At 41.4% G+C, this 12,204-nt stretch carries 11 protein-coding genes; all 11 read right to left on the reverse strand.

Going from position 1 to position 12,204, the window contains the following annotated elements:
• Positions 1–113 precede the first annotated feature (113 nt).
• Positions 114–602 carry a low molecular weight protein-tyrosine-phosphatase gene (locus AB4114_RS31695; protein ID WP_441991985.1) on the reverse strand — a complete coding sequence of 163 codons (489 nt, stop codon included), beginning with the start codon at positions 600–602 and terminating at the stop codon, positions 114–116.
• On the reverse strand, positions 599–1,333 hold the full coding sequence (locus AB4114_RS31700; RefSeq protein ID WP_056625152.1) for a phosphonate ABC transporter ATP-binding protein: 735 nt from the start codon (positions 1,331–1,333) through the stop codon (positions 599–601). Before AB4114_RS31700 ends, AB4114_RS31695 begins: the two co-directional genes overlap by 4 nt.
• Positions 1,334–1,450: 117 nt before the next feature.
• Complete coding sequence (locus tag AB4114_RS31705; protein ID WP_056625149.1) at positions 1,451–1,915, reverse strand: RicAFT regulatory complex protein RicA family protein; 465 nt, start codon at positions 1,913–1,915, stop codon at positions 1,451–1,453.
• A 35-nt stretch (positions 1,916–1,950) separates the two neighbouring features.
• The gene (gene miaB / locus AB4114_RS31710) at positions 1,951–3,537 is read right to left on the reverse strand and encodes a tRNA (N6-isopentenyl adenosine(37)-C2)-methylthiotransferase MiaB (protein WP_441991986.1); all 1,587 of its coding nucleotides are present in this window, start codon (positions 3,535–3,537) and stop codon (positions 1,951–1,953) included.
• A gap of 154 nt (positions 3,538–3,691) precedes the next feature.
• Positions 3,692–6,124 (reverse strand): EAL domain-containing protein, encoded by a 2,433-nt coding sequence (locus tag AB4114_RS31715; RefSeq protein WP_441991987.1) that lies wholly within the window; start codon positions 6,122–6,124, stop codon positions 3,692–3,694.
• Positions 6,125–6,415: 291 nt separating this feature from the next.
• A complete protein-coding gene (gene pduL / locus AB4114_RS31720) occupies positions 6,416–6,985 on the reverse strand; it encodes a phosphate propanoyltransferase (RefSeq protein ID WP_441991988.1) in 570 nt (189 codons plus the stop codon).
• A gap of 97 nt (positions 6,986–7,082) precedes the next feature.
• On the reverse strand, positions 7,083–7,949 hold the full coding sequence (locus AB4114_RS31725) for a 2-oxoacid:ferredoxin oxidoreductase subunit beta (RefSeq protein ID WP_056625142.1): 867 nt from the start codon (positions 7,947–7,949) through the stop codon (positions 7,083–7,085).
• Positions 7,937–9,685 carry a 2-oxoacid:acceptor oxidoreductase subunit alpha gene (locus AB4114_RS31730; RefSeq protein ID WP_441991989.1) on the reverse strand — a complete coding sequence of 583 codons (1,749 nt, stop codon included), beginning with the start codon at positions 9,683–9,685 and terminating at the stop codon, positions 7,937–7,939. The genes AB4114_RS31725 and AB4114_RS31730 overlap by 13 nt, the downstream gene beginning before the upstream one ends.
• Before the next feature lie 209 nt (positions 9,686–9,894).
• A complete protein-coding gene (locus tag AB4114_RS31735) occupies positions 9,895–10,836 on the reverse strand; it encodes a dipeptidase (RefSeq protein ID WP_441991990.1) in 942 nt (313 codons plus the stop codon).
• Between the two features lie 142 nt (positions 10,837–10,978).
• Positions 10,979–11,239 (reverse strand): stage V sporulation protein S, encoded by a 261-nt coding sequence (locus AB4114_RS31740; RefSeq protein WP_028558349.1) that lies wholly within the window; start codon positions 11,237–11,239, stop codon positions 10,979–10,981.
• Between the two features lie 113 nt (positions 11,240–11,352).
• Entirely contained in the window at positions 11,353–12,147 is a 795-nt protein-coding gene (locus AB4114_RS31745) for a TIGR00282 family metallophosphoesterase (RefSeq protein WP_171635886.1), read from the reverse strand.
• Positions 12,148–12,204 lie beyond the last annotated feature (57 nt).

Here is a 12,204-nt window from a genome sequence, read left to right on the forward strand (position 1 = left end):
ATCACGGAACGAAATGTTCTATTATTTTTCAACAATACTGAACAAACGCAAAAAGCAAGCTAGACAAGAGGCTCACTCTTATCTAGCTTGCTTTTTGATGTTTTGTATTCCCCTTACTTCGTCAGCTCATGTTGATCCACGATATAGGCAAGCAAGCGACTACAACTTTCCTCAACCATCTCATATACTTCTTGGAATTTTCCCGTGTAGTAGGGATCGGGCACTTCAGTAATTGCTTGATTACTAGAGAAGTCTAACAATTTATGTATCGATGCGCGTTGTTCATTCCCCACAAATTCCGGAGCAAATGCAGCTAGGTTCACGACATTACTGTCATCCATAGCGATTATATAAGTAAATTGATAGAAATCATCAGGACGAACTTGTCTGGCTTTTAAGCCATCGTAACCAATCTGATATCGGTCAAGAATATCCCGAGTTCCTTGATGGGGAGGATGCCCGATATGCCAATCCCCAGTACCCGCTGAATCAATTGAAATGACATCTTCAAGACCAGCTTCCTTCACTTGATGACGAAACACCGCTTCCGCCATTGGTGATCGGCAAATATTGCCCAAACAAACGAATAAGACCCTAATCATATTTGACCAAACACAAGCATTTTTTCATTCAACGTGAGGGGTCTAGCTGGAATGTCCAAAACAATCCGACCTTCCGATACCCCCCAGATGCGTGTTGCAAAACGCTCGGCAAGTTCAACCTTATGAAGCGTCGCAATAACGCTCATGTTCCGTTCTTTGCATAACGATTTCAAATCCTGAAGGATGTATTCCGTTGATTTAGGATCAAGACCGGATACGGGTTCATCTGCTACTAGCACTTTGGGACCAAGAATCAACGCTTTCGCAATGGCGACACGTTGTTGTTCACCCCCGCTAAGCTGACCAACCTTCTTTTCACCTTTATCCAAAAGGCCGACCTTTTCTAAAAAGTCCATGCTATCGATTTTCTCATTTCTCGACGACAATCCTGTAACCATCCGAAGAGGGGCTTGATACACCCTGCCCATCAACACATTTTTGACAGCGCTTTTATTCCGATTTAGAAAAGGCTTCTCCTCCAGGTAAGCGAAATCCTTACCCAATTTGAACCGGTCCCAGGGACCTGGCTTCGTTATATCAATCGAGTTATATATGAGCTGACCGCTTGTCCATTTCTCTTGATGACTAATACAACGAAGCAGCGTTGTTTTCCCACTACCACTGCTGCCGATTACCGCGATAAACTCTCCTGCATCTACTTGAAAGCTAATTTGCGATAGGACCTGATTGTCCGGAGGGAATACTTTACTCAAATTTCGAACTGTCAGCATGACAACTCTCCTTCACGTAAGCCTAGTGGTCATTCATAAGAAATAGTAAATCGCCGCTCAACTGGGGCTATTAAACTGCTCGTTGAGGGCGATTTCCTTCTTATTTACATGTCAAAATTAATCGCACGAAGTTGGTGCTTCTGCCGCGCCTGCTTCAACATTAATTTTATCTGAAATCGTGTCTCTAACTACGGACATAACCAATTGCAGCAAATAGTTGATATCTTCTTGGGTTTGCTTGAACTCATTAACGATGGGAATGCCATCTAATTCATCTTGCAGAACTTCGATTTCATTCTCGATTTTTTCCACCATTTTCTTATTTTGGAACGTTTCAAAAGCAACAATCTCTTTTTGCTTCTTCTTAATTGCGCTAATCAATCCTTGAATATCAGGATTCGTTGCAATTTGCTTTTCCGCTTTTTGATAGAACTGAACTTCATTGGAAGTAGTAAGCAACGCAGCTAGTTCCTTCGCTTTCGCCAGAATATCTTCGCGGACGATCATTTCTGTATTCGTAAATTCCTCTACTTGAAATGCATGAGGTTGGTTATCATCATGTGCATGATCACATTGGGACATTTCTTAACACGCTCCTATTTATCCTGTTCGTAATTTTATACAGACATCTGAAGAGGCTTATGTACAATCTCACCCTTCAAAATCCAAGTTTGTGCATGTGTAACTTTGACATGAACCATTTGTCCTATCAAGGATGGATTTCCTGTGAAGTGAATTAGCTTATTCGTCCGGGTACGGCCTGCAAGCACATCGGTATTGTTCTTGCTCTCGCCTTCCACTAAGACTTCGACAGTTTGATCTAGCAAACGTTCATTGCTGTCTTTACTCAGCTTATTCACTAGCTCATTCAGCCTATATAAACGCTGTTTCTTCACTTCCATCGGAACATTATCTTCCATCTCAGCTGCAGGCGTACCTACACGCGGTGAATAGATAAACGTAAATGCAAAGTCAAAGCCTACTTCCTCGTACAGCGTCATCGTATCCTCGAATTGCTCATCCGTCTCGCCGGGAAAACCAACGATAATATCTGTCGTTAATACGACATCAGGCATCGTTGCCTTGATTTTACTTGCAAGCTGCAAATAATGATCTCTCGAGTACTTCCGACTCATCCGTTTTAAGACATCTGTGTTACCAGCTTGCACAGGTAAATGGATGTGCTCAACGAGATTGCCACGTTTCCCTAATACCTCAATCAAACGATCATCGAAATCTCGCGGATGTGAGGTTGTAAAACGAATGCGTGGAACATCAATCTTACGAATATCGTCCATCAGATCAGCGAACGTGTACGTTATATCTTCAAAGTCTTTGCCATAGGCATTGACATTCTGTCCAAGTAGCGTAATTTCCTGAAAGCCTTGACGAGCCAGATCTCTGACTTCTGCCAGGACGTCCTGCGGTCTACGGCTTCGTTCCTTACCACGTGTATATGGCACAATACAATAGGTACAGAACTTATCGCAGCCGTACATAATATTAACCCAAGCACGGATACCCTCCCGTTTTTTGGGGAGATTTTCTACGATATCGCCTTCCTTTGACCATACCTCCACAACCATTTCTTTGTTGAAAAAGGCATCTTTCAATAGGCTTGGCAAGCGATGAATATTATGAGTGCCGAAAATCATATCGACAAATGCATGTTTCTGCATAATGCGATTAACCACGGACTCTTCTTGCGACATACAACCGCAAACACCAAGAATAAGCCCTGGCTTCTGTGCTTTCAGCGTCTTCAAATGACCCAGTTCACCGAACACCTTGTCTTCCGCATTCTCACGAATCGCACACGTATTGAGTAGGATCACATCTGCGATCTGCTTGTCTTCCGTAGGCGTATAACCCATTTGCTCGAAAAGACCTCTCATGACTTCGGTATCATGCTCATTCATCTGACATCCATAAGTCGTGATTAAATAATATTTGTCCTTACCAAACTCCTGCATATCTTCTGGAATCGCAAAATCGTAATGAACTTGAATGTCCTCTTTACCACGTTGCTTCTCATCTTTGTAATTAGGTGCAGAATTAATTTGGATGTTTCTACCTTTAATTCGATAAGTCGTTTTGCCCTCTTCTTGGCTTAACACTTTCGCATCCGAGAAGTCAAAGTATTTGGAGTAATCCTTAACCTTGTCGGATTTTAAGTCCGATGTATTTGGGTTCTCCTTTGACATGATGAATTCACTTCCCTTTATCTATAAGTATAGCTCTAACTTGTATTAACCTAATATCAAATTATAGCACAAAAGATACCTGTATATCCATATTGGCTTCCGTTTCAAATTAATGAGAAAAACCTTCTCCAAAGAGAAGGCTCTGAAAACACTTTTACCCAAATGTATATTGTTGCTTAATGATACCCGTCATTTCCCGCGCAGGTAATGGGCGGCTAAATAAATACCCTTGCGCTTCATTACATTCTTTGAGTAGTAGGAATTGAAGCTGCTCTCTCGTTTCTACTCCTTCTGCTATGACCTTCAGATCCAAATTATGTGCCATTGAAATGATTGTATGTACGAGAGCAGCATCTTTCGCATCCTCAAACATATTTCGAGTAAACGATTGGTCAATCTTTAAACTATCAATAGGGAACAACTTTAAATAATTCAAAGATGAATATCCCGTTCCAAAATCGTCGATCGACAAAAAGATCCCCATCGTTTTTAGTTTATGCATAGTCTCAATGGCGTACTTGGTATCTTGAATAATACTTTCTGTTAACTCCAGTTCTAGATACTGGTGATCTAATCCAGACTCATCCAAAGCTTTACTTACCATTTCGATTAAATTACTTTGCTTAAATTGCCTGGAAGATATATTCACAGCGATACGAAACGGTGCATAGCCTTGGTTCTGCCATTCTTTATTTTGGCGACAAGCCTCATTTAGCACCCATTCACCAATTGGAATAATTAATCCGGTTTCTTCTGCGAGTGGAATGAAATCCGCTGGTGATATCGGCCCCCAATCAGGATGCTGCCAACGAATCAATGCCTCTGCTCCAGTAATCTTCCCCGTATTCACATCAATCTGCGGTTGATAAAAAACTTTAAATTCATTTCGCTCCAATGCTTTGCGCAGTCCAATTTCCATTTGCATTTTCTTGGTGACCGCTTCATTCATCTCTGGTGTATAAAACTGAAAGTTATTTTTACCTTGTTCTTTCACACGGTACATCGCGGTATCTGCATTTTTAATCAACGTATCGATATCCCCTCCATCAGATGGATAGAGACTAATACCAATGGAAGGCGTAACGAATAATTCGTGTTCAAGGATAGTAAAAGAATGCGAGAAGATATGAACAATTTTATTCGCATTTTTTATCATCTCATCAGCAGTAGTATGTGCCCAAAGAATAATAAATTCATCGCCGCCTTGCCGAGAAACCGTATCTCCTTTACCGATGCAAGCTTCGAACCGCTTCGCGACCTCAATCAATAATTTATCTCCCATAGCATGGCCAAGCGTATCATTAATAAATTTAAACCGATCMAAATCAATAAACATGATCCCCATACTTTGTTGGTTTTCATACGCTTGGTCTAAAGCTAGATTCAKACGATCATTTAATAAAAGCCGATTCGGCAGACCCGTTAAAGGATCACGATACACCATCTGATTAATTTTTTCTTCTGTCCTTTTTCTTTCCGAGATATCTCGAATTATGCAGCTAAAGTATGTGTTGCCTTCTTCTTTCCAGACTGCAAGTGAAAGTTCAATTGGAAGCTCAGTTTGATCTTTACGTAACCCTATTAATTCATAAGTCAATCCGAGCTCATCCATTTCACCAGTGACAGTGGCAAGGAAACTCTCCAATCGCTCTTTATGCGATGCAAAGAACCGTTCAGGGAAAATACGATGTAATTTTTCTCCAATAAGCTCATGTTCTTCATAGCCAAAAATAAGCTTTGCACCCTTATTCCAAGAGATAATTGTCCGATTATGATCAGCCAAGATAATCGCATCATGGGCTGATTCTACAACGGAACGGAATCTTTTCTCCGACATTATCATCTGTGTTTCAAAACGTCTATCGATGAATGTACTGATGAACGCTAGTCCTAGTATGAATAAAATGCCAAAACCTATTAAATAGGCTAGCAATTTCGTATCCAATGTAAGATCTGAAGCGATATGTGAATGATCATGCTTGAATGTTGCTGCTGCCATCCCTGTATAGTGCATACCACTTATTGCAATGCCCATGACCAACGAACTAACTAGCTTCCTTAACAGAATACGAGGTGAGCTGGCATTCTGTTTTACAGAGAATAGCAATAGGAGTGCAACTAAAGAGACAACGTATGCAATGATTGCAGAAAGAGCCCATAGATAGGGATTATATTCAATCGTTGCCCCCATCACCATGGCTTCCATGCCAATGTAGTGCATGGATACGACTCCTGTAGCAATAAAAGTAGCTCCAATAAACACATGTGGTTTGCGCATTACAGGTCTACTTATAATATATAAGGCTAACCAAGAAGCTAGCAACGCTGGAACTATGGAATAAATCACAGTAGATAATTGGTATGTGACAGAAATAGATAAATGAAAAGCTAGCATCGCGACGAAATGCATCGACCAAATACCCATTCCCATAGCAAAAGCACCGCCTGCCAACCAGGCTTGCTTCGCGGAACTTTTGGCCTTATGGATTCGAATTCCAAGATCCAATGCAGCAAATGATGCAATAATAGCAATGAGAATAGAAAAAATGACAAAGGGGATGTGATACGTACTTGAGATCGTTTCCACAGAATGTCTCCTAACTTAAGGCAATGATAATGATATCTACAGGAGGCATTTAATCCGTTCGATAAGCCTAAGCAAATAATATGTATTTTGAATCTAATAAAAACCATTTTACCATGATTTTCTTAGTGCCTCTATACGTTTACGTCGAAAATACTCGAAAAATGCAAAACTTACATCTCAACGTAATTTTCATGCAAAAAAAGCGCAAAAAAGCATCCTTTACACATCTTTGTAAAGGATACTMTTTTTGTATATATTAACCTCATAAATGATTAATGTCATTAATCAATATCATAATAACAATTCTGCTTTGTCACCTGTCTTCACACCCGCTGCATTTCCTTCGTCTGTATCAATATGCATATCCAACGCAAATTGGTCCGACACTCGGGCAATCACATCTTCAAATATTAATGGCCTTTCTCCCCGCAAATGAACGCGTAGAAGTTGTTTGTCCTGAATTCCCCATTGGTTGGCATCAGAGGTATGAAAGTGTATATGTCTCGCCGCTACAATGACTCCCTGCTCCAATGTAACTTCTCCTTTAGAGCCAATAACACGCAATCCAGGTGTTCCTTCAATTTTACCTGATTCGCGCACTGGCGGATGGATGCCCAGTGTGAAAGCATCTGTGCGTGAGACCTCGATTTGCGTTTGTGGTCGAATCGGACCGAGAATTCGGACCTTATCGAATTGTCCTTTCGGTCCTATTACAGCAACCGTTTCTTGTGCTGCGAATTGGCCTGGCTGCGATAGATCCTTGAAATTCGATAACTCATATCCCTCACCGAATAGTGCAACTAAATCAGATTGTGAAAGATGTATATGTCTCGCTGAAACACCAATTGGAATCATAGGCATGGTAGTATTCATMCTCTCATTTAGATCATAATTGTCAGTATTACCGCTCATCAAAAAAGGCATACGGAATATCACCGTATGCCTTCTTAGAAAATTGTTATTTAAACTCAGTAAGCAGTTTGCTGAAGTCAGCTTCGGAAAGCTTAAGATCTTGTTTCGCTAGACCTTCTTTAGCAAAGCTTGGAATGGAATCTTCATAGCTCTTTTTATCTTTGTTTTGGTAGATGATACCTGTCAACATGGAGTTTGTTTCCATGATTTTTGTCATCGCCATCACACGGTTTGTGTAATCATAGTCTGGAATCTCATCCAAATCAACGATATTCTCTTTGAACCAGTCATATGTGTTTACTTTGTTGAAAGTAACACAAGGGCTGAATACGTTGATCAAGGAGAAACCTTTGTGATTCAAACCRGCTTCAATAACAGCTGTTAACTGTTTCAAGTTACTGGAGAAGGATTGTGCTACGAACGAAGCACCTGCAGCCATTGCAATTTCAAGTGGAGAAATTGCGGACTCAATTGTACCGGATGGTACACTTTTCGTTTTGAAACCTTCCGCACTACGTGGTGATGCTTGACCTTTTGTCAAGCCGTAGATTTGGTTGTCCATTACGATGTAAGTAACATCAATGTTACGTCGAATAGCATGAACAGTGTGCCCCATACCAATTGCAAAGCCGTCTCCGTCTCCACCAGAAGCAATAACTGTCAAATCGCGGTTAGCCATTTTCACGCCTTGTGCGATAGGCAAGGATCTTCCGTGAATACCGTGGAATCCGTATGCATTGATGTAACCCGAAATACGTCCAGAACATCCGATACCTGAAACGATTGCTAAGTTTTCTGGCTCTAAACCAACGTTAGCTGAAGCACGCTGAATAGCTGCTTGTACGGAGAAATCTCCGCATCCAGGACACCAGTTAGGCTTTACATTGTTACGAAAGTCTTTTAATGTTGCCATGCTAAAGTCAACTCCTTACATTTTTGTTCAATTTCTGCTGGCAAGAACGGGTTACCGTTGTATTTAAGTACGTTTTTAATTTTATCTGCATGGCCAACATGCAATTTAATTTGATCAGCTAATTGACCTGTAGCGTTGTTTTCTACAACGATAACTTGTTTCGCTTTTTCAACAAGCGGACGAAGCTGGTCAGCTGGGAACGGATGAATCAATCGTACTGTTGCGTGGTTGGTTTTGATGCCTTCCAATTCAACACGACTTCTTGCTTCATCAATTGTTCCACCTGTTGAACCCATACCGATAATAAGAAGATCAGGATTCTCGTGAGGAGCATCAAATTTGATAGCATCTGTCACTTGAATATGTTTCAACTTCTCAAGACGCTTATCCATCATACGTTGACGATTTTCAGTGCTTTCAGAAGGACGACCTGTTTGATCATGCTCTACGCCTGTAACATGGTGAATACCGTTCTTCACGCCAGGGATTACACGAGGAGAAACACCTTTCTCCGTGAACTCATAACGTTTGAACAATTGGTTAGGCTCTTGTTCAGGTGCTTCAGTTACTAGTGCGCCGCGGTCAATCACGATGCGGTTGTAATCAAGCATTTCTGCGGATTGTTTACCTAGTGAAAGTTGAAGATCTGTCATAAGAATAACAGGCACTTGATACTTCTCAGCAAGGTTGAAAGCTTCAATTGTATCGTAGAAGCACTCTTCAATCGTACTTGGAGAAAGAACGATTTTTGGAATTTCACCGTGCGTTCCGTAAACCATTGCATTTAAATCAGATTGCTCTTGTTTAGTAGGAAGTCCTGTACTTGGACCACCACGTTGCGTATCAACGATTACTACTGGAGTCTCTGTCATACCTGCAAGGCCAATTGCTTCCATCATGAGGGACAAACCAGGACCAGCTGAAGCTGTAAGCGCACGAGCACCAGCGTAGTTAGCGCCGATAGCCATTGTACATGCTGCAATTTCATCTTCCGTTTGAATAACTGTCCCACCCAATTTAGGAAGTACTTTTTGTAAATACTCCATAACTTCGGAAGCTGGTGTAATAGGATAAGCCGGCATGAAGCGGCAACCTGCAGCAACTGCTCCAAGAGCGATTGCATCATTTCCGATCATGAACAATTTTTGTTGTCCGTCTGCAGGCTCAAGTTGGAAGTCAGCGATAGGACCGCCAGCTAGTTCAAGTACAGATTCTGCACCTTTGCGAACCGCTTCAATATTCTTCTCAACGACAGCTGCACCTTTACGGCCAAATTCTTCTTCAACAGCTTTATTAAACACGTCAATCGGCAAGCCAAGAAGAGCCCATGAAGCGCCTGACGCGGCCATGTTCTTAAATAGGGAAGTTCCTAATTCCTCTGCAATTGCAGTGATCGGTACTGGGAACAATCTAGCTTTGATCCCTTCTGGTAAAACAGGGTTAAATTTAGCATCCGCAACGATGACACCATTGTCGCGAAGTTCGTGAGCGTTGAAATCGATACTTTCTTGGTCGAAAGCAACAAGAATATCCAAATCGTCTGAGATTGCGCGAATCGGTTTGGTGCTGATGCGAATCTTGTTATTTGTATGTCCCCCCTTAATCCGTGAAGAGAAATGACGGTACCCATACAAATAGTAACCGAGACGGTTCAATGCAGTAGAGAAAATGCGGTCTGTACTTTCGACCCCTTCACCCTGCTGACCTCCGATTTTCCAAGATAACTGACTAATCACCGTACGTCCACTCCTTTTGATTGTAGCTGCGTGAAGAAAATTTGATAAGCTGATTGTTTAGTAATTTAAGATGTTGCAATAAAAAATTTCTTTCACTTGTCATCCAAATTCTATGCCTTTACAGAGTAAATTGCAAGAGGTTTCACTGTTTCTAACAGATAGAGTTTTTAGATTGTATCCATATCAATATTAGATTGATTATCACTTATTCATTGCGGAAGGTTCCGCAACATGAAATTTCGCCAGTTCCCATACAAAAACGCCTCCACTTGCGACTCCGTATAGTTTTTACACAAAGCTTCTATAATATTTCCGTAATCTCCAACATGTCTTAAATCTTTTACCCATTGTTCAATCCCATCAAAATCCGAACCAAAACCTATTTGGGACTCCCCGCCTAATGCACAGATATGATCGATATGTTTCAGAATCGCTGAAATCTCTACTGTCGTTTTCAAGTTCTCCAGAAAGTAAGGAACAAAAGTAATTCCCATTATACCTTTACATTGTATGATAGCTTTAATCTGATCGTCTGATAAATTTCTTGGATGAGGACATAAATGATAAGCGTTTGAATGTGACGCGATAAACGGTTTTTTGTAAACCTCCACTAGCTCCCAGAAGCCCTCAACAGAAAGATGGGACACATCGACTATTATACCCATAGTTTCTAATTCTTTTAACATGAGCTTCCCTTTTTTTGTAAATCCGCCTTTTCTTTGTTCCATGACGCCATCCGCAGCCCAATTTGCGTAGTTCCACGTAAGTCCTGCACAACGAACGCCTAAGTATTCGAGAATTCGCAAGTTGGTTAGATTACCAGCAAGCGCATCCATACCTTCTAATGTCAAAATAGCACCAATCTCCTGTGTTTGCTCCACGTCTAACCAATCCGAAGCCGTACGAATAAATCTCATTTTCGGGTGACTAATAATCTTTCGATGAAAAATATCTACCATTTGCAGAATATGCTCAAAGCTAGGGTTAGGGATCGATTCCGAAAGATAGATCGCAAAACATTGTACTTTAACACCTGCCTGCTGCAGCTTCGGAAAGCTTACATCCAATTCTAATACATCCTGGTTAAAATCCAGTTTACCATTCTGATATAACTTCGTTAGTGCGTCACAATGTCCATCTACAATTTTCATTATAACCCGCCTCCACACATCGCACTTTATGTCCAAACAGCACAAAAACCTCTATACAGAGGTTTCATAGGTACTGTGATAACATTTCGATTTAACTGGCTGTCAGTCATGAAAGTCAACACTTATACAGTTGCCTTACCGTCTACCGAGGCTCGACAATCAATTTAATAGCTGTCCGGTCCTCCCCATCAATAACGATATCCGTGAAGGCTGGTACACATATTAAGTCGACTCCACTAGGCGCCACAAACCCTCTTGCGATAGCTACTGCTTTGATGGCTTGGTTCAATGCGCCTGCACCTATCGCTTGAAGCTCAGCGGCTCCACGCTCACGCAATACGCCTGCCAATGCACCTGCTACGGAGTTTGGATTGGATTTTGCTGAAACTTTTAACACATCCATGAATAGTACCTCCTCGGAAATGATGGATAGCTTCCAATACCCATCATATTCACGAGATGCACGAAACATGCTACCTCATCCCATTTATACGGATACCACTAGTATCTTTACTACTAATCCATAAATACTTGATCTTCATCATATCTAATCAAGTTAATCCCTTTAGCTAAACCTGTCTGATCGTTTAATTCTATAACAACGGCATGGAAATGCCATTTGCCTTCATCTGTAATGAAACGTACGGGAAGCTGCGTCTTAAACTTCTGAAGCACTGCGTTGCGTTCTACCCCTAGGATGCCATCACGAGGCCCTACCATCCCCACATCCGTCACATATGCAGTACCTTGAGGCAATACACGATTATCATTTGTTTGAACGTGTGTGTGCGTGCCAACGACCGCAGACACCTTCCCGTCCAAATGCCAACCCATCGCAATTTTCTCCGAAGTGGCTTCCGCATGGAAATCCACAAAAACAAACTTATGTTTTTTCTTATCAGCTTCCAATATGTCATCCACTTTACGGAATGGACAATCAATTGGCGGCAAGAATGTTCGTCCTTGCAAATTAATAATAAGAAGTTCTTGGTCCTTCACTTTGATGACTGTATGACCTTTGCCTGGCGTACCTGGCGGGAAGTTCGCAGGACGCACCATTTTATCGTCACGATCAATAAAATCGAAGATTTCTTTCTGATCCCAGGTGTGGTTTCCCATCGTAATGGCCTGAATACCCATTTCATATATTTCTTTGGCAATTGCTTGCGTAATCCCTTTACCCGCGGCTGCATTCTCACCGTTGGCAATGAAGACAGCATGCGGATGTAATTGCTTAAGTCTTGGCATGATATTTTTCAATGCTTTTCTTCCCACAGAACCTACGATGTCACCAATAAACACAATTTTCATAACGTAAAACGAGCTCCTTTATATGACCCAATTCTATTCGGCCTTGAAAATAAGGAA

The organism is Paenibacillus sp. 2RAB27, from assembly GCF_052115445.1.
Classification (GTDB): Bacteria; Bacillota; Bacilli; order Paenibacillales; family NBRC-103111; genus Paenibacillus_E.